Genomic DNA, 17,837 nt, shown 5'->3' on the forward strand with positions numbered 1-17,837 from the left:
GCGTGAACCGGCGCGACGAGGACGAGTTCCGCGAGTTCGTGGCCGCCCGGCTGGATCCGCTGCGCCGGACGGCGTACCTGCTCTGCCGGGACTGGCACACGGCGGACGACCTGGTGTCGATCACCGCCGGCCGGCTCTACCGGCACTGGCGGCGGGTGCGGGCGGCGGACAACGTCGACGCCTACGTCCGCGGGGTGCTGACCCACGCCTGGCTGGACGAGCGCCGGCGGCCGTGGCGTCGGGAACGCAGCAGCGACGACCTGCCCGACCAGCCGGACCCCGGTAGCGGGGAGCCGACGCTGGCCGACCGCGAGCTGCTCTGGGACCTGCTCGGCCGGCTCGCGCCACGGCGTCGGGCGGTGGTGGTGCTGCGCTTCTACTGCGACCTGTCGGTCGAGCAGACCGCGGAGATCCTCGGGGTCAGCACCGGGACGGTGAAGAGCCAGGCCGCCCGGGCGCTGGAGCACCTGCGCCTGCTCGCCGGGAACGAGATGGCCATGGAGTACGGGAGGCGAGCATGACCTACCAGCAGATCCTCGACGAAGCGATCGGCGCACCGCCGCCCCCGGCGATCGATCTCGATCAGATCATCGGGCGAGAGACGCGGCGGGCCCGGCGCCGCCGCACCGGGGCGTACGCGATGTCCGCCGCGGCCGTGCTCGCGGTCACGGTGGGCGGCGGCCTGGTCGTCACCGGCGGCCCGACCGCCACCGGCCCGGTGATCGCCGGGTCCCCTGGGACGAGCGTCGCCGAGCAGACGCCCGAGGCGCGGGTCAGGACCGCGATGCTGGCCGCGCTCGACCGCGCCGCGCCAGGGCTGCGGTGGCTGCCCGGGGGCGAGCGGGAGAACAACATGGCGGAGTGGTCGGGACCCGCCGTGGCCGAGCCGAGTTGGCCGGTCAACCGGTTCTCGCACCTGTCCGCGTCCGGGTGGATCGGCGCCGGGGTGGCGGTCCGGGGTGACGTCCGGGCCCGCCTCTCCATCGAGATCAGCAGGCCGAAGGCCGGCCAGCCGGCGGAGCCCGTGGGCTGCCGGGGACCCGAGCGGGCCTGCGGGACGTCACTCGGGCCGAACGGTGAGCGAATCAGGGTCATGGAGCTGGACGCCCGGTTCAGGCCTCCCGGCCAGCCGGTCATCCGCCCCGGCGACCGGACGGTCGACGTCTTCCGGCCGGACGGGACGCGGGTGCGCGTGGACGCTATGAGCCGTTCGGAGGAGTTCCTGCTCACCGCTGCGGAGATGACCGCCATCGCCCTGGACCCGGCGCTCTCCCTGCCCTGACGGGTCGGCCGGCTCGGGGTGACCGGAGTGCTGGTCGGCGCGTACGGGAGAATGGGGAAGTGACGATCCCGAACGTGCTCGCCAACCGCTACGCCTCGCCCGAGCTGGTCGCCCTCTGGTCGCCGGAGGAGAAGGTACGCATGGAGCGGCGGCTCTGGCTAGCCGTGCTGAAGGCCCAGCGGGACCTCGGCGTGCCGGTGCCGGACGGGGTGGTCGAGGCGTACGAGCGGGTGGTCGACGACGTGGACCTGGCCTCGATCGCGGAGCGCGAGCGGGTCACCCGGCACGACGTGAAGGCCCGGATCGAGGAGTTCAGCGCGCTCGCCGGGCACGAGCACGTGCACAAGGGGATGACCTCCCGGGACCTCACCGAGAACGTCGAGCAGCTCCAGATCCGGGCCTCGCTGGAGCTGATCCGGGACCGGATCGTCGCCACCCTGGCCCGGCTGGCCTGGCACGCCCACGAATACTCCGGCCTGGTGATGACGGGCCGGTCGCACAACGTCGCCGCGCAGGCCACCACGCTGGGCAAGCGCTTCGCCTCCGCCGCGGAGGAGCTGCTTATCGCGTACGAGCGGCTGACCGACCTGATCGACCGCTACCCGCTGCGCGGCATCAAGGGGCCGGTGGGCACCGCCGCCGACCAGTTGGACCTCTTCGACGGCGACGCCGACCGGGTGGCCGAGCTGGAGCGCCGGGTCGCCGAGCACCTGGGCTTCGCCCGGGTGCTGGACAGCGTCGGCCAGGTCTACCCGCGCTCGCTGGACTTCGACGTGCTCTCGTCGCTGGCCCAGGTCGCCGCCGCGCCGTCGTCGCTGGCCACCACGATCCGGTTGATGGTCGGCCAGGAGCTGGTCACCGAGGGCTTCAAGCCGGGCCAGGTGGGCTCCAGCGCCATGCCGCACAAGATGAACACCCGCTCGTCGGAGCGGGTGAACGGCTTCGCGGTGATCATCCGGGGCTACCTGTCGATGGTCGGCGAGCTGGCCGGTGACCAGTGGAACGAGGGGGACGTCTCCTGCTCGGTCGTCCGCCGGGTGGCCCTGCCGGACGCCTTCTTCGCCGCCGACGGGCTGTTCCAGACGTTCCTCACCGTGCTCGACGAGTTCGGCCCGTACCCGGCGGTGATCAACCGGGAGCTGGAGCGCTTCCTGCCCTTCCTGGCCACCACCAAGATCCTCGTGGCGGCGGTGCGCCGGGGCGTCGGCCGGGAGGTCGCGCACGAGGTGATCAAGGAGCACGCGGTCGCCGTGGCGCTGGCCATGCGGGAGAAGGGCGCCCCCGAGAACGACCTCTTCGACCGCCTCGCCGCCGACGGCCGGCTGGGCCTGACCCGGGCCGAGATCGACGCCCTGGTCGCCGATCGCAACGCCTTCGTGGGCGCCGCCGGCGCCCAGGTCGACCGGGTGACCGCCCGCATCTCCGAGATCGTCCAGGCCCACCCGGAGGCCGCCGCCTACTCTCCGCCGCCCATCCTCTGACGGCAGCCCGTCAGGAGCCGGGGGTCGGGGTTTCGGCGGCGGTCCGGAGGTTGGGGGCGCTGGCCGGTTCGGCGATGCCGCCGGGGGCGGAGGCGATCTCCGGGTCGTGGGCGGTCTCGGCCGCGACCATCGGCTGGTCGGGCGGCATGACGTCGGGCATCTTGGGTACGACGATCACCGCCGTCCCGTATGCGCAGATCTCCATCCACATCTCGCCGCAGTCCCGGCTGTCGAAGCGCATGCCGATCACCGCGTTCGCGCCGAGCCGCTGCGCCTCCTCGCCGAGCCGGGCCACCGAGTCCGTACGCCAGCGGGTCAGGTTGTCCGGCGCCATCGGGTCGTAGGCGCCACCGCGCAGGTTCTTGACCCCCTCGCGGTACGGGTTGCGGGTCCTCGCCATCGAGGAGACCACTTCCCCGAGGATCTGGCGGATCTCGTAGCCGGGCAGTTGATCCGTCGTCACGACCAGCACGCTTCCGATGCTGTCAGCCACCGGGCGGCCGGTTCGTGAGCCGTGTTCACCTGATCGGATGCTGCAAAACGGCGCGGCGCGGACGGTCGGGATGCCACCGACCCATCCGCGCCGCACCGGCGCTAACCGTCAGACACCGGCCACCGAGGTGATCCAGGCCCGGTTGTACGCGACACTGCCGTAGTTCTGAATGCTGGAGCCGTCGGCGGTGGAGGCCACGCCGACCTGCCGGCCGTTGTAGAACTGCGGGCCGCCCGAGTCGCCCCGCCAGGCGTTGCCGTTGATCCGGGTGCTGCGGATCGCCTGGCCACCGTAGGCGTCGGTGGCGTTGGTGCTGGTCACCTGCACGGTGGCGGTCTTGAGCTGGGGAGATGCACCGCAGCCGCTGTAGCAGGTCATGCCCCAGCCGTAGATCGAGTTGGTGGAGCCGACCGGCGGGTTGCTGCTGGCCAGCGTCACGGCGGAGGTGCTGACCGCGCTGGAGAGCCGGAGCAGGGCCAGGTCGTAGCGGGTGTAGGAGGCGGAGACGGTGCGGGTGACCCCGCCCGAGGCGTAGTAGACGCTGCCGACCCGGACCGACATCGAGCCGCTGACACAGTGCCGGGCGGTGAGCACCCACTGGGACGCGATCACGCTGCCGGAACACGTGAAGGAGCCGTTGCTGAACACGGCGGCGGCCCACGGGGCGGACGAGACGGTGCTGCCGCCGATGATCGGCTGCGGGCCGGCCGGTGCGGCGGCGGCGCCGGAGGCGGTGGCCAGCACGCCGGCGAGGGCGGTGGTCAGCACGGCGAGCAGGGGACGGAGACGCATGTCGGGGACTCCTTCTGCGGGGGATGCCCGGGATCGCCGGGCAGATCGTGGTGCCGCCGGGCGGGGTGGACCCGGCGGCGGGAGCCGATGAATTCATCGACGTCTGACGATGCATGCTAAGGGTGGGCGGATGTTCGTCACAAGAGTTGAATCGAAATCAAGCGATGTTGCGCACCGGTCGGGGCCGGTCCGCCGCCCCGCCTGTCGGAAACCGGTCCGACCGCCGGCGCCGTGCGGCGAAATGCCTGGTGAGAGCCCTTCCGCCCCGACCTGGCCGCCACGCCGGGCAACGAATTCGTATCGACGCCGCAACGAACGCGCATCAGCCCTTTGTCCCGGCGGGCGGTCACGCCGATCACTGCCTGACCCGGCCCCGGCCGGTTCGGGCGGGACGGTATCTGCCAGGTAGGCTGGCTCCGCTCGCCCGTTGTGGGCCGGCACCCAACTGCGTACACAGTCAGGAGTGCCCCGTGCCTCGCGTCGTCGTCGACGTCATGCTCAAGCCCGAGATCCTCGATCCTCAGGGCCAGGCCGTCGCAAACGCGCTGCCCCGGCTCGGCGTCAGCGACGTCGCCTCGGTCCGGATCGGCAGGCGGATCGAGATCGAGTTCATTGGTGAACCGGACCTGGACCGGGCCCGGGAGATCGCCGACAAGCTGCTCGCCAACCCGGTCATCGAGGACTTCACCGTCCGCCTGGTCGAGGCCGACGAGACCGCGGACGCCCGCTCGTGACCGCCCGGGTCGGTGTGGTGACGTTCCCCGGCTCGCTCGACGACGGGGACGCGGCCCGGGCCGTCCGGATCGCCGGCGCCGAACCGGTCCGGCTCTGGCACGGCGACCCGGACCTGCACGGGGTGGACGCGGTCGTCCTGCCGGGCGGCTTCTCCTACGGCGACTACCTGCGCTGCGGGGCGATCGCCCGGTTCGCCCCGGTGATGGAGACGATCGTCGACGCCGCCCGCGGCGGCCTGCCGGTGCTCGGCATCTGCAACGGCTTCCAGATCCTCTGCGAGGCCCACCTGCTGCCCGGCGCGCTCACCCGCAACCAGCACCTGCACTTCCGCAACCGGGACCAGGTCCTCCGGATCGAGGCCGTCGGCACCGCCTGGACCAACACGTTCCAGCCGGGCCAGGAGGTGCTCGTCCCGGTCAAGAACGGCGAGGGCTGCTACGTCGCCGACCCGGCGACCCTGGACCGGCTGGAGGCCGAGGGCCGCGTCGTCGCCCGTTACGTCGGCGGCAACCCCAACGGATCGCAGCGCGACATCGCCGCGATCACCAACGAGGCCGGCAACGTGGTCGGCATCATGCCGCATCCCGAGCACGCGGTGGAGGAGCTCACCGGCCCCTCCCTGGACGGTCTCGGCTTCTTCACCTCGGTGCTCAAGCACCTGGTGGGAGCCCCGGCGTGACCGTACGCGGCGGCATCATCGGTCGGCTCACCCGCCGCCACGGCGGCGAGCGCAGCGAGGAGAGGTCATGACCACCCATCCGGACCCGGCCCTGCGGGAGACGCCGGGCGTGGTGCCGCAGGCCGGCCCCGCCGACGAGTGGGCCCTCGGCGTGGACACCGTGCCCCGGGCCGCCGGCACGTCCGAGGAGCTCCAGCCCTACGCCGAGCTGGGCCTCCGCGACGACGAGTACGACCGGATCCGGCACATCCTCGGCCGCCGGCCGACCCAGGCCGAGCTGGCCATGTACTCGATCATGTGGAGCGAGCACTGCTCCTACAAGTCGAGCAAGGTGCACCTGCGCCAGTTCGGCGAGAAGGCCCCGCCGAGCGACCGGCTGCTGGCCGGCATCGGCGAGAACGCCGGCGTGGTCCAGGTCTCCGACGAGCTGGCGGTGACCTTCAAGGTCGAGTCGCACAACCACCCGAGCTTCGTCGAGCCGTACCAGGGCGCGGCGACCGGCGTGGGCGGCATCGTCCGGGACATCCTCGCCATGGGCGCCCGCCCGGTGGCCGTGATGGACCCGCTGCGCTTCGGCGCGGCCGACCACCCGGACACCGCCCGGGTGCTGCCCGGCGTGGTGGCCGGCGTCGGCGGCTACGGCAACTGCCTCGGCCTGCCCAACATCGGCGGCGAGCTCGTCTTCGATCCCAGCTACCAGGGCAACCCGCTGCTCAACGCGCTCTGCCTCGGCGTGCTGCCAGTGTCCCGGCTGCAGAACAAGGCCGCAGCCGGGCCGGGCAACGTCGTGGTGCTGATGGGCGCCAAGACCGGCCGGGACGGCATCGGCGGCGTGTCGGTGCTCGCGAGCGCCACCTTCGACGAGGGCAGCGAGCAGCGCCGCCCGGCCGTTCAGGTGGGTGACCCGTTCACCGAAAAGCTGCTCATCGAGGCGTGCCTCGAGCTGTACGACGCCGAGCTGGTCGTCGGCATCCAGGACCTCGGCGGCGCCGGCCTGACCTGCGCGCTGACCGAGACGGCCGCCGCGGCCGGCACCGGCATGCGGGTCTGGCTTGAGCGGGTGCCGCTGCGCGAGCCCTCGATGGAGCCGCACGAGATCCTGGCCAGCGAGTCCCAGGAGCGGATGCTGCTGGTGGTCACGCCGGACAAGCTGGAGGCGGTGCTCAAGACCGCCGAGAAGTGGGGCGTGCTCGCCACCGCGATCGGTGAGGTCACCGCGCCGTCGCTGGACGGCCAGCCGGGCCGCCTGCTGATCACCTGGCGCGACCAGCTGGTGGTGGACGTGCCGCCGGGCTCGCTGGTCGACGACGGCCCGGTCTACGCCCGCCCGATGCGCGAGCCGGCCGACCTGATCCTGCTCCAGGCCGACCGGGCCGAGACGCTGCCCCGGCCGAGCACCCCGGAGGCGCTCCGGGAGACCCTGCTCCGCATGATCGCGTCGCCGAACCTGGCCGACAAGACCTGGGTCACCGAGCAGTACGACCGGTACGTGCTGGGCAACACCGTGCTGGCCCAGCCGGAGGACTCCGGCGTGATCCGGATCGACGAGCGGACCGGCCTCGGCGTCGCCCTCTCCGTCGACGGCAACGGCCGGTACGCCCGCCTCGACCCGTACCACGGGACGAAGCTGGCACTGGCCGAGGCGTACCGGAACGTGGCGGTGACCGGCGCGAAGCCGATCGCCGTCACCAACTGCCTCAACTTCGGCTCGCCGGAGGACCCGGGCGTGATGTGGCAGTTCGCCGAGGCCGTCCGCGGCCTGGCGGACGGCTGCCTGGAGCTGGGCATCCCGGTGACCGGCGGCAACGTCAGCTTCTACAACCAGACGGGCGCGGCGCCCATCCACCCGACCCCGGTGGTCGGCGTGCTGGGCGTGCTGGACAACGTCGCGGACCGGGTGCCGATGGGCTTCGTGCCGCGGCCGGCCGGCGACCACGACCAGCTCTTCCTGCTGGGCGAGACGCACGTCGAGCTCTCCGGCTCCGAGTGGGCCTGGGTGACCCACGAGCACCTCGGCGGCATCCCGCCGCAGGTCGACCTGGCCCGCGAGCGGCAGCTCGCCGAGCTGCTCGCCGACGCGGCCCGGGTCGGGCACCTCAGCTCCGCGCACGACCTCTCCGACGGTGGTCTCGCCCAGAGCCTGGTCGAGTCGAGCCTGCGGCGCGGGGTCGGCGCCCGGGTCGTGCTGCCGGAGCACTTCGCCGACGGCTCGATGCCTTTCGTCTTCCTGTTCAGCGAGTCCGCCGGCCGCGTGCTGGTGTCGGTGCCGCGCGGGCGCGAGAAGGCGTTCACCGCCCTCTGCGCCGAGCGCGGGGTGCCGTGGGAGTTCATCGGGGTCACCGACCCGGCCGGCGGCGCCCTGGAGGTGCACGGCCAGTTCCGGATCGGCCTCGACGAGCTGCGCGAGGCGCACACCGCCACCCTGCCGCGCCTCTTCGGCGGCGCGGAGGCGGCCCGGGTGGAGGTGGAGGCCACCCGCACCGGGACCACCACCGTCCTGCCGGCCACCGCCGAGCAGCCGGTCGACGTCGACCCGGCCGAGGTCGACGCCGAGCCGATCGCGCGGGCCGGCTCCGCCGCAGCGGAGACCGGGACCGAGGCGACCGCGCCCGCGGAGGTGACGGATACTCCGGTGACCGACGACGCCCCGGCGGACGAGGCTCCGGAGGCCGCAGCCACCACGACCGACGGTTCCGAGGACGGGTCCGGCCCGGACGGCTCCGCGACGGCCACCGGTGACCCGGACCAGCGCCCGGCGCCGGATCCGCGCTGAGGCCCTGGCCTTGGCGGTCTTCGCCCAGCCCGGCGCCGGCGCCCGGTTCGACTGGGGGCTGAGCGGGGCCGCGGAACTCGGCCGGGTCTGCGCCGCCCTGGTGGTGGTGGACGTGCTCTCGTTCACCACCGCCGTGGAGGTGGCGGTCAGCCGCGGCATGCGCGTGCACCCGTTCCCGTGGGGCGAGCAGGCAGCCGACTACGCCCGCCGGGTCGGCGCCGTCGCCGCGGTCGGCCGCCGGAAGACGACCCCGGAACACCCGTGGTCGCTCTCGCCGGCGGCGCTGCGGACCGCGCCGGTCGTCGCCGACCTGGTGCTGCCGTCGCCGAACGGCTCGGCCATCAGCGCCGCCGCGAGCGCCACCGGCGTGCCGGTGATCGCGGCGTGCCTGCGGAACGCGCCCGCCGTCGGGCGCTGGCTCCGAGCCCAGGGGTACGGCTCGAACGACGCCCCCGTGGGTGTGGTGGCCGCCGGTGAGCGCTGGCCGGACGGGTCGCTGCGCCCCGGTGTGGAGGACCAGCTCGGGGCGGCCAGCGTGCTGGACGCCCTCTCCGGGGTTCCGGGCGGGCTCTCCGTGGAGGCGGCCATGGCCCTGGCCGCCCTGGCCAGCACGCCCGACGTACCGGCGGCGGTCCGGGGGTGCGTCTCCGGCCGGGAACTCGTCGAGGGCGGCTTCGCCGAGGACGTGGAGGTCGCCGTCGAGGTCGGCGTCTCCGACGTGGTGCCGGTGCTGCGCCACGGCTACTTCGCCGCCGCCTGAAACCGCTGACAACCCTCGCGCGATGTCGCCGGGCAGCCCCATGCCCGCTCCTACGCGAAGTGGCCGCCCGGCTGAGCCGGGCGGCCACTCTCGTCGTGCTCGGGTGGGGCGCTCGCGCCCCGGCGGTCAGTCGTCCAGCCAGTCCAGGCGGCGACCGCCGCGCTCCTGCGGGGCGTCCGGTCGGGCCCGGCCGGCCTCGGCCGGGTCGGCGTAGTAGCCGCCCTGGTCGTGGCCCTGCTTGTCATAGCCACCGCCGCGCTGCTGGGGCGGCTGCTGCTCCTGGCCGTAGCCGCCCTGCTGGCCGTAGCCGCTCTGCTGGGGCTGGCCGTAACCGTCGCCGCCGTAGCCGCCGCGCTGGTCGTAACCGTCGTAGCCGCCGCGCTGGCCGCCGTCGTAGCCACCCTGCTGGCCGGCGTCGTAGCCGCCCGGGCGGCTGTCGTAGCCACCGGTCTGGCCGCTGTCGTAGCCAGCGGCCGGTCCGCTGTCGTAGCCGCCGCTCGGTCCGCCGTCGTAGCCGCCCGCGGGAGCGTTGTCGTAGCCACCGGCCGGAGCGCCGTAGCCGCCACCGGGGCCGTAGCCGTTGCCGGCCGGCTCCGGGCCGCGGCCGTACTGGGCCTGGCCGGGCTGGTCGTAGCCCCGTCCCTGGTCCGGCTGGTAGGTGCTGGTCGGGTACGGGTCGGCGGGCGGCGCGTACTGGGTGCTGTCACCGGTGTAGCGGCCGGTGGGCTCGTCGTAGCGCTCGTTGCCGTAGCCGCCGGGGTGGGCGGGCGGGTAGCCGGCGGCGCCGGCGCCGTAGTCCCGGCTGCCGTAGCCGCCACCCGAGGACGGCGCCGTGCCGTAGCCGCCACCCGACGAGGGGGCATTGCCGTAGCCGTTGTTGCCGCCGTAGCCGCCCTGACCGGGAGCCTCGTCGCCGTAGCCGTTGCCGGCCCAGCCGGCCTGGCCGGCCGCGGCGCCGTACCCGGGTCCGGGGGGCGCGCCGTACGGGTCCGGCGGGACGTCGTCCACGACCGGGCGGTGCATCATCGTCGGGGCGTCGCTGAGCGAGGTGCCGCCGATCATGGTCGGCGCCGCCCCGGCACCCATGCCGTTCACGACCCGGGTCTGGTCGTCGGCGCCCCGGTAGGCGCCCCGGGCACCCGGCACCGCGCCGGCCGCCCCGACCGGGCCACCTGGGCCACCGGGGCCGACCGGCCCGTTCGGGTCGTCCCCGTCGCCGTCCTCGTTCTTGCGGCGCATGTAGAGCAGCACGATGGTGCCCACACCGACGGCGACGAAGAGGCCGCCGAGGAGGATCAGCAGCCAGGAACCGAAGCCACCCGAGTCCTCGTTGGCGGCCGGCTGCTGGGCGGCGGGCGCCTCGGTGGCCGGCTCGTCCGTCGCCTCGTCGGTTGCGTCGTCGCTGGGCAGGGGCTCCTCACTGGCCGACGGGCTGGGGCTCGGGCTGGCCTCGACCTTGATCGGCACGCTGATCCGGAGCCCGGTCAGGGCCTGGCCGGCGCTGGCATTGATCGACTTGGTGCCGGGGGTGCTGCCGTCCTTGGAGGCGCCCAGGTCGATCCGGCCCGGCGCGATGGGATCCGAGGCGGAGCCCGTGAACTTGAAGTTGCCGCTGCCGTCCGTGTTGGTCTGGCGCTGCTTGTTCTGGCTGTCCCGAAGCATGACGAGGGCACCCGCGATGGGCTCGCCGTTGTCGGAGATGACCACCTTGCCGGAGACCGACTTGACCGTCTGCGGGGTGGGAGGAGCCTTGGCGACCAGGGTCACCATCACCGTGGCCGACTCGTCCTGCTTGTTCGGCCCGTTGGAATCCGTCGCCTTGATCGTGATCGTGGCGGAGCTGTTCGGCGCGTCGGAGGCAGCCCGGAAGGTGGCGTCGAAGGTGCCGTTCTGGTTGACCCGGCCACGCGAACAGCCGTCGACGCAGTTGAGCTTCGGGTTGCTGGAGGTGACCGACACGTCCGCACTGGCCAGCGGGTCGGTGAAGTTGAGGTTGTAGGTCACCTTGACGGAGCCGCCCGCCTCCACCGAGTTCGGCGAGGCGGACACGTTGCTGATGCTGGGAGCCGCCAGGGCGGGTGTGGCGGGGACGGCGAGCAGCGCGCCGAAGACCAGCGCTACGACCACACCGGCCCGCTGCTTCCAGGCACGTCGGTGTGTTGACACGTCCACCGCCTTCCGGGTCTGATCTCCCGCCGGCCGGTCCGGCCGGGTGATCACTCACGGTACGAATACGCCGTCGGCAACTATGCCTTGTCTGACCGGATCATCTCTACCCAGGGCCAGCGTCGAGCGCGATGCAGCGGGGTCGTATCGTCCCGTCGTGTCCTCTCCGCACACTTATTCGGCCGCCGTGGCGGCAACGTTGACGGCGCTGGATGAGGGGCGTACGCCCGATCGGCCGGTGTTCCGGGAGGCGGTCCGTACCCTCTTGGCCGTCCTCGCGGAGCGCGCCCCCGGCCGATCGGTGGAGGTGCGGGTTCCACCCTACGGCGCGGTGCAGTGCGTGGCGGGGCCGCGACACACCCGCGGAACGCCTCCGAATGTGGTGGAAATGGACCCGCCGACCTGGTTGGCGCTGGCCACCGGCCGTCTCGGCTGGGCGGAGGCCGTCACCCAGGGTCGCGTACGCGTGTCCGGCATCCGGGCGGACCTGTCCGACCACCTTCCGCTCTAGCTGCGGCGACGGCTCCCGTACGATCACGCTCTGCGGGCGAATCGTGACTGTCGGTGTCGACTGCTGTTCGCGTACACTGTGAGGCGACGACGGTCCCCGGCCCACCGTGCGGAGCTTGCCCCCCGACCTCCGCCAGGCCAGTCCAGACCCCAGCAAGAGGGAGCGGCAGGTGCCCCGAGGCGATGGCCGGCTGAGCCACGACCTTGACCCCCAGCGACCCGGCCCCCAGGACGCCTGCGGCGTCTTCGGCGTCTGGGCGCCGGGGGAAGAGGTCGCCAACCTGACCTATTTCGGGCTCTACGCCCTCCAGCACCGCGGCCAGGAGGCCGCGGGCATCGCGGTGAGCGACGGGTCCGGGGTGGTGGTCTACAAGGACCTCGGCCTGGTCGCCCAGGTCTTCGACGAGCCGACCCTGGCCAGCCTGCGTGGGCACGTGGCGATCGGGCACGCGCGCTACTCGACCACGGGCGGGTCGACCTGGGAGAACGCCCAGCCGACCATCCGGGCCACCAGCGCCGGCACGACGATAGCGCTGGCCCACAACGGCAACCTGGTCAACACCGCCGAGCTCCAGCGCGAGGTGGCCGAGCGGGGCGTGGACTCCGACGGCTCGACCAACGACACCTCGCTGGTCACCATGCTGCTGGCCAGCCGCCCCGACCTCTCCGTCGAGGCGGCCGCCCTGGAGGTGCTGCCCCAGCTGCGCGGCGCGTTCAGCTTCGTCTTCATGGACGAGTCGACCCTCTACGCGGCCCGCGACCCGCACGGGGTCCGCCCGCTGGTGCTCGGCCGGCTGGAGCGCGGGTGGGTGGTGGCGAGCGAGACCGCCGCGCTGGACATCGTCGGCGCGAGCGTGGTCCGCGAGGTGGAGCCGGGTGAGCTGATCGCCATCGACGAGGACGGGCTGCGGTCCAGCCGGTTCGCCGCCCCGGAGCCCAAGGGCTGCCTCTTCGAATACGTGTACATCGCCCGCCCGGACGCCACCATCGCCGGCCGGAACGTGCACTCCGCCCGGGTGCAGATCGGCCGCCAGCTCGCCAGGGAGCATCCGGTCGAGGCCGACCTGGTCATCCCGGTGCCGGAGTCCGGCACCCCGGCCGCGATCGGCTACGCCGAGGAGTCCGGCATCACCTACGGCCAGGGCCTGATGAAGAACCCGTACGTCGGGCGCACCTTCATCCAGCCCTCGCAGACCCTGCGCCAGCTCGGCATCAGGCTCAAGCTCAACCCACTGCGGGAGAACGTCCGCGGCAAGCGCCTGGTGGTGGTGGACGACTCGATCGTCCGGGGCAACACCCAGCGGGCCATCGTGCGGATGCTGCGCGAGGCGGGGGCGCTGGAGGTCCACGTCCGGATCTCCTCGCCGCCGGTCAGGTGGCCCTGCTTCTACGGGATCGACTTCGCCACCCGGGCCGAGCTGCTGGCCAACGGGCTGGACAACGAGGGCATCCGGCGCTCGATCGGGGCCGACACGCTCGGCTACGTGTCACTCCCCGGTCTCATCGCCGCCACCGAGCAGCCGAAGACCCGCCTCTGCCGGGCCTGCTTCGACGGGGAATACCCGATCGAGCTGCCGGCCGAGAACCTGATCGGCAAGCACGTGCTCGAAGGAGTGGGCCGCCGGGTCGCCGCCGAGGCGTCCGAGCCCACCGCCGTAACCACCGCCGCGCTCGTCGCCACGCCGAGCAACCACCCGTAGCACCACCGACGCGGAGCCGGTCGCAAACCGGTCCCGCGGGAACCACAAAGGGGAGAACCGTGACGCACGTGTCCGAGCGCAGCGGCGCAGGATCCAGCCCGACGGGCGCCGGCGGCGACCGCCAGCCCTGGTCGGCGGGGACCGGCCGTACGCAGCGCAAACGCTCGGTCTCGTACGCTGACGCCGGGGTGTCGATCGAGGCGGGCGACCGCGCGGTCGAGCTGCTGAAGTCCAAGGTCCGGCAGACCCGGCGCCCGGAGGTCATGGGTGACCTGGGCGGCTTCGCCGGCCTGTTCCGGCTGGACACCAAGAAATACAAGAACCCGATCCTGGCCTCCTCCACCGACGGCGTGGGCACCAAGCTGGTGATCGCCCAGCAGCTCGACATCCACGACACGGTCGGCATCGACCTGGTCGCCATGGTGGTCGACGACCTGGTGGCCTGCGGCGCCGAGCCGCTGTTCCTGCTCGACTACATCGCCACCGGCGAGGTCGTCCCGGACAAGGTCGCCGAGATCGGCGCCGGCATCGCCGACGGCTGCCGTTACGCCGGCTGCGCCCTGCTCGGCGGCGAGACCGCCGAGCACCCGGGCGTGCTGCGCCCCGACGAGTACGACATCTCCGCCACCGGTGTGGGCGTGGTGGAGGAGAGCGACATCCTCAGCCCGGAGCGGGTCGAGGTGGGCGACGTCGTGATCGCCATGCGCTCCTCCGGCCTGCACTCCAACGGCTACTCGCTGGTCCGCCACGTGCTGCTGGGCGCCGGCCGGATGCGGCTCGACGTGGTGATCGACGACTTCGGCCGGCAGCGGACCCTCGGCGAGGAGCTGCTCACCCCGACCAAGATCTACGCGCAGGACTGCCTCAAGCTGATCGCCGAGGCCGAGGTGCGGACGCTGGCCCACGTCACCGGCGGCGGCATCCCGGGCAACCTCGTCCGGGTCCTGCCGGAGCACGTCGACGCGGTGGTCAACCGCTCCACCTGGAAGCCGCAGCCGATCTTCGACCTGATCCAGTCCAAGGGCCGGATCGAGGACCCGGAGATGGAGGCGACGTTCAACATGGGCGTCGGCATGTTCGCCGTGGTCTCCGCCGAGGACGCGGACCGCGCGCTGGCCACCCTGACCGGCCGCGGTGTCGACGCCTGGCAGGCCGGCGAGATCATCGAGGGCTCCGGCAACGTGCAGATGATCGGTCAGCACACCCGCGGGTGATCACTCTCCGGTGATCATCCGGGCACCTGATCGGGGGTTCACCCGAGTAGCCACCGCCGCCTAGCCTGAAGGTCGGTTCAGGCTAGGCGGGGGGAGGGTTGATGGCTGCGCGTACGCACACCGGAATGCGGGGCATCGCCGCCGTCCCCTCGTACGTGGTGATGCAGCCGACCACGCTCTGCAACCTCGACTGCGTCTACTGCTATCTGCCGCTGCGGGCGGCCGACCGGCGGATGCCGGTGCCGGTCGCCGAGGCGGTGGCGGCCTCGGTGAACCCCTGGGCGGCCTCCGGGCGCTTCTCGGTGGTCTGGCACGGCGGGGAGCCGCTCGCGGCCGGCCGGGAGCATCTGGCCGCCCTGCTGGCCCCGTTCGGGCCGGCGGTCGAGCACCACGTCCAGACCAACGCCACGTTGATCGACGACGCCTGGTGTGCGTTCTTCGCCGAGCACGGGATCCGGGTCAGCGTCAGCGTGGACGGCCCCCGGGACCGCAACGGCGAGCGGGTCACCCGGGGCGGCCGGCCGGCGTACGACCGGATCGTGGCCGGGGTGGCGACGCTGCGCCGGCACGGGCTGCCGTTCTCGGCGCTGGCCGTGGTCTCCCGGCCGGAGCCGGGGCTGGCCACCGAGCTCTACGACTACTTCCTCGACCTCGGCTGCGACGTGCTGGGGATCAACATCGAGGAGACCGAGGGCGTCAACACCCGCACGAACGCCCGGGACGCGGCCGCGGTGACCGGGTTCTGGGCGGAACTGGTCGGCGCCTGGCGCCGGGATCCCCGGATCCACCTCCGGGAGGTGGAGTGGTCGCTGCGCTACGCCGGCGCCGTGCTGGCCGGCTCGGCGGACGACCTGCTGCCGCGCCGGCTCGACCCGATCCCCACGGTCGCCCACGACGGCTCGGTGGTGGTGCTCTCCCCGGAGCTGGCCGGCTTCACCGACCCCCACTACGGCGACTTCAGCAGCGGTAACGTGCTGACCACCCCGCTGGCCGAGATCCTGGCCGGCGCTGGGCGCACCCCCTGGGTGGGCGAGTTCCTCACCGGCGTGGAGGCGTGCCGATCGTCCTGCCCCTACTTCGGCTTCTGCGGCGGGGGCCACGCGGCCAACCGCTACTTCGAGCTGGGGCGTTTCGACGGTACGGAGACCGAGCACTGCCGCAACAGCAAGATCCGCCTACTGGAGGGAGTGTTGGAGCATGCCCGAGACCACGAGTCACCGGCAGCCTGAGCGCGTCGGAGGAGCCGACCCCGATCCGATCGCGGACCGGGTGCGGGAAGCCGCCGTCGGGTTGACCGCACTTCTCCAGGAGGCCGAGGCCGCGCGCATCCTGCGGGCGGAGGTGCCGGGCGGCGACGGGGCCAGCGCGGTGTGCGCGTGGAACCACTTCGAGAACATCCCGACGTTCTACAACTGGAACAACCGGCCCCGCTGAAGGTGCACGGCCGCGATCAGGGGCCTGCCGGTCTGCCGGAGTGGCTCCGGGACGGTGGGTCCCCTGATCGTCGGTGCGCCGCGTCGGATGGCACATGCGTGAGCACGCGGGAGTCACCGCGTGCTCAGATGCGACCGGAGGTCAGCGGGTCGGACGGACCCAGGTGTCCGGGTCGTCGTCCGCGTGATCCTCATCATCGTCGTCGACATACTCTTTGTAGTCGTCGTCGAAGTGCTGCTCAGACTTCCCACCAGCACCCGCCAACTCGCGCTGCAAGGCGGTGAGGTCGGTGTTCGGGGAGTGGTACTTCAACTCCCGGGCCACCTTCGTCTGCTTGGCCTTAGCACGGCCGCGCCCCATGGCTCGACCCCCTCGCACAGAATGCGGGGCAGCCCGAAGGCGGGCCCCGATGACGTCAGGCATCTCTCGTGGCTCTTACGGTACATGGGGATGCCACCGTTCGGCACCTCGGGTTACCGTCAACCGGCCCTGCGCGTCGCAGTGATCCGGCCGTCACAAATTGTACCCGGTAAGGAGCGGAGACCGGGGCGGCCGTGACAGCGGTCAAACCGGCAGAAAGCATCCCAAATCCCAGCTTAGCGCCGGCGCCCGAGGCGCTGCGGCCCGGGGGCGGACCGGGCGGCCCGCCCCCGGGTGACGCTCAGCGCAGGTGGATCGTGCGCAGCCGGCCGACCTCGGCCATCCGGCGCTCGGCGAGCCGGTCCGCGGCCACCGCCGGCGGGACGCCCTCGTCGTCGGCGAGCCGCAGGATCTCCCGTGTGGTGTCGTAGATCCGGGTGGCCCGCAGCTTGGCGCGCTCGAAGTTGAAGCCCTCGATCTCGTCGGCGACCTGGATCACGCCACCGGCGTTCACCACGTAGTCCGGGGCGTAGAGGATGCCCCGGTCGGCGAGGACCTTCTCGATGCCCGGGTGGGCGAGCTGGTTGTTGGCCGCACCGGCGACCACCTTCGCGCGCAGCACCGGCACCGTGTCGTCGTTCAGCGCGCCGCCCAGCGCGCACGGGGCGTACACGTCGATGTCGGAGGCGACCAGCGCGGCGGTGTCGTCGACCAGAGTGACCTGCGGGTGGGTTGCACGCACCCACTCCAGGGCCCGCGGGTTGACGTCGGTCGCCACGACCTCGGCCCCGTCCTCCAGGAGGTGGCCGGTGAGGTACTTGCCCACCTTGCCCAGGCCGGCCACGCCGACCCGCTTGCCGGCCAGTGTCGGAGCGCCCCAGACGTGCTCGGCGGCGGCCCGCATGCCCTGGAAGACGCCCCAGGCGGTGAGGACCGAGGAGTCGCCGGCGCCACCGTGCTCGACGCTGCGGCCGGTGACGTAGCTCGTCTCCCGGGCGATCACGTCCATGTCGGCCACGTAGGTGCCGACGTCGCAGGCGGTGTAGTAGCGACCGGCCAGGGACTCCACGAAGCGGCCGTAGGCGCGCAGCAGCGCCTCGCTCTTGATCTGCTCCGGGTCGCCCCAGATGACCGCCTTGCCGCCACCGAGGTCGAGGCCGGCCAGGGCGTTCTTGTACGCCATGCCCCGGGACAGGTCGAGGACGTCGGCGAGGGCCTCCTCCTCGCTGGCGTACGGGTAGAACCGGGTGCCGCCGAGGGCCGGGCCCAGCGCGGTGGAGTAGATCCCGATGATCGCCTTCAGGCCGGACTGCTTGTCCTGGCAGAACACGACCTGTTCGTGACCGGTGGATCCCGGGTCGTCGGTGCTGGCGAATACGCCCATGGCTGACTCCTGTTTCGGTGTGCGTCCTTGTGGGGCGCGGAAACCTGATGACACGCCGGCGGGATGGTGCCGGT

Annotated in this window: 17 protein-coding genes; 12 read left to right on the plus strand and 5 right to left on the minus strand. The window is 72.7% G+C overall.

Features of this window, described 5'->3' with window-relative positions; translation table 11 throughout:
• The first annotated feature begins 2 nt into the window (after nucleotides 1-2).
• Genes AC0OLQ_RS02060 through purB form a run of 3 tightly spaced genes read left to right on the plus strand, consistent with a single transcriptional unit; the run spans nucleotide 3 to nucleotide 2,763 of the window.
• Complete coding sequence (locus AC0OLQ_RS02060) at nucleotides 3-521, plus strand: SigE family RNA polymerase sigma factor (protein WP_355664689.1); 519 nt, start codon at nucleotides 3-5, stop codon at nucleotides 519-521.
• Nucleotides 518-1,282 carry a hypothetical protein gene (locus AC0OLQ_RS02065; RefSeq protein ID WP_484529974.1) on the plus strand — a complete coding sequence of 255 codons (765 nt, stop codon included), beginning with the start codon at nucleotides 518-520 and terminating at the stop codon, nucleotides 1,280-1,282. The genes AC0OLQ_RS02060 and AC0OLQ_RS02065 overlap by 4 nt, the downstream gene beginning before the upstream one ends.
• Nucleotides 1,283-1,341: 59 nt before the next feature.
• Nucleotides 1,342-2,763, plus strand: coding sequence for an adenylosuccinate lyase (purB, locus tag AC0OLQ_RS02070; protein WP_484529975.1), 1,422 nt, complete (start codon nucleotides 1,342-1,344; stop codon nucleotides 2,761-2,763).
• A gap of 10 nt (nucleotides 2,764-2,773) precedes the next feature.
• On the opposite strand, the gene AC0OLQ_RS02075 is transcribed toward purB, so the two are convergent.
• A complete protein-coding gene (locus AC0OLQ_RS02075; protein ID WP_357332207.1) occupies nucleotides 2,774-3,235 on the minus strand; it encodes a YbjQ family protein in 462 nt (153 codons plus the stop codon).
• A gap of 129 nt (nucleotides 3,236-3,364) precedes the next feature.
• Nucleotides 3,365-4,048, minus strand: a complete 684-nt coding sequence (locus AC0OLQ_RS02080) for a S1 family peptidase (protein ID WP_357332209.1) — start codon at nucleotides 4,046-4,048, stop codon at nucleotides 3,365-3,367.
• 470 nt (nucleotides 4,049-4,518) lie between these two features.
• Here AC0OLQ_RS02080 and purS point away from each other — a divergent pair, with 470 nt between their 5' ends.
• From purS to AC0OLQ_RS02100, 4 genes are all read left to right on the plus strand, one after another.
• Nucleotides 4,519-4,782, plus strand: coding sequence for a phosphoribosylformylglycinamidine synthase subunit PurS (gene purS, locus AC0OLQ_RS02085; RefSeq protein WP_484529976.1), 264 nt, complete (start codon nucleotides 4,519-4,521; stop codon nucleotides 4,780-4,782).
• Nucleotides 4,779-5,462, plus strand: a complete 684-nt coding sequence (gene purQ, locus AC0OLQ_RS02090; protein ID WP_484529977.1) for a phosphoribosylformylglycinamidine synthase subunit PurQ — start codon at nucleotides 4,779-4,781, stop codon at nucleotides 5,460-5,462. Before purS ends, purQ begins: the two co-directional genes overlap by 4 nt.
• 67 nt (nucleotides 5,463-5,529) lie before the next feature.
• On the plus strand, nucleotides 5,530-8,235 hold the full coding sequence (gene purL, locus AC0OLQ_RS02095) for a phosphoribosylformylglycinamidine synthase subunit PurL (protein WP_484529978.1): 2,706 nt from the start codon (nucleotides 5,530-5,532) through the stop codon (nucleotides 8,233-8,235).
• Nucleotides 8,236-8,245: 10 nt separating this feature from the next.
• Complete coding sequence (locus tag AC0OLQ_RS02100; protein ID WP_357332868.1) at nucleotides 8,246-8,995, plus strand: 2-phosphosulfolactate phosphatase; 750 nt, start codon at nucleotides 8,246-8,248, stop codon at nucleotides 8,993-8,995.
• 126 nt (nucleotides 8,996-9,121) lie between these two features.
• Here the strand turns inward: AC0OLQ_RS02100 and AC0OLQ_RS02105 are convergent, their stop codons facing one another.
• On the minus strand, nucleotides 9,122-11,161 hold the full coding sequence (locus AC0OLQ_RS02105) for a carboxypeptidase regulatory-like domain-containing protein (RefSeq protein WP_484529979.1): 2,040 nt from the start codon (nucleotides 11,159-11,161) through the stop codon (nucleotides 9,122-9,124).
• Between the two features lie 187 nt (nucleotides 11,162-11,348).
• Here AC0OLQ_RS02105 and AC0OLQ_RS02110 point away from each other — a divergent pair, with 187 nt between their 5' ends.
• From AC0OLQ_RS02110 to amcA, 5 genes are all read left to right on the plus strand, one after another.
• Entirely contained in the window at nucleotides 11,349-11,672 is a 324-nt protein-coding gene (locus tag AC0OLQ_RS02110; protein WP_357332869.1) for a sterol carrier family protein, read from the plus strand.
• Between the two features lie 169 nt (nucleotides 11,673-11,841).
• Entirely contained in the window at nucleotides 11,842-13,371 is a 1,530-nt protein-coding gene (gene purF / locus AC0OLQ_RS02115; RefSeq protein ID WP_484529980.1) for an amidophosphoribosyltransferase, read from the plus strand.
• Nucleotides 13,372-13,430: 59 nt separating this feature from the next.
• On the plus strand, nucleotides 13,431-14,585 hold the full coding sequence (purM, locus tag AC0OLQ_RS02120) for a phosphoribosylformylglycinamidine cyclo-ligase (RefSeq protein WP_484529981.1): 1,155 nt from the start codon (nucleotides 13,431-13,433) through the stop codon (nucleotides 14,583-14,585).
• A 125-nt stretch (nucleotides 14,586-14,710) separates the two neighbouring features.
• Nucleotides 14,711-15,814, plus strand: coding sequence for a cyclophane-forming radical SAM peptide maturase AmcB (gene amcB / locus AC0OLQ_RS02125; protein ID WP_484532243.1), 1,104 nt, complete (start codon nucleotides 14,711-14,713; stop codon nucleotides 15,812-15,814).
• The gene (gene amcA / locus AC0OLQ_RS02130; protein WP_484529982.1) at nucleotides 15,783-16,019 is read left to right on the plus strand and encodes a multiple cyclophane-containing RiPP AmcA; all 237 of its coding nucleotides are present in this window, start codon (nucleotides 15,783-15,785) and stop codon (nucleotides 16,017-16,019) included. The genes amcB and amcA overlap by 32 nt, the downstream gene beginning before the upstream one ends.
• A 141-nt stretch (nucleotides 16,020-16,160) precedes the next feature.
• On the opposite strand, the gene AC0OLQ_RS02135 is transcribed toward amcA, so the two are convergent.
• On the minus strand, nucleotides 16,161-16,379 hold the full coding sequence (locus AC0OLQ_RS02135; protein ID WP_091315761.1) for a DUF3073 domain-containing protein: 219 nt from the start codon (nucleotides 16,377-16,379) through the stop codon (nucleotides 16,161-16,163).
• Between the two features lie 301 nt (nucleotides 16,380-16,680).
• Nucleotides 16,681-17,763: a Glu/Leu/Phe/Val family dehydrogenase gene (locus AC0OLQ_RS02140; RefSeq protein WP_484529983.1), complete on the minus strand. Its 1,083-nt coding sequence runs from the start codon at nucleotides 17,761-17,763 to the stop codon at nucleotides 16,681-16,683.
• Nucleotides 17,764-17,837 lie beyond the last annotated feature (74 nt).

The sequence above is a fragment of the Micromonospora sp. Utrum1 genome, from assembly GCF_057197805.1.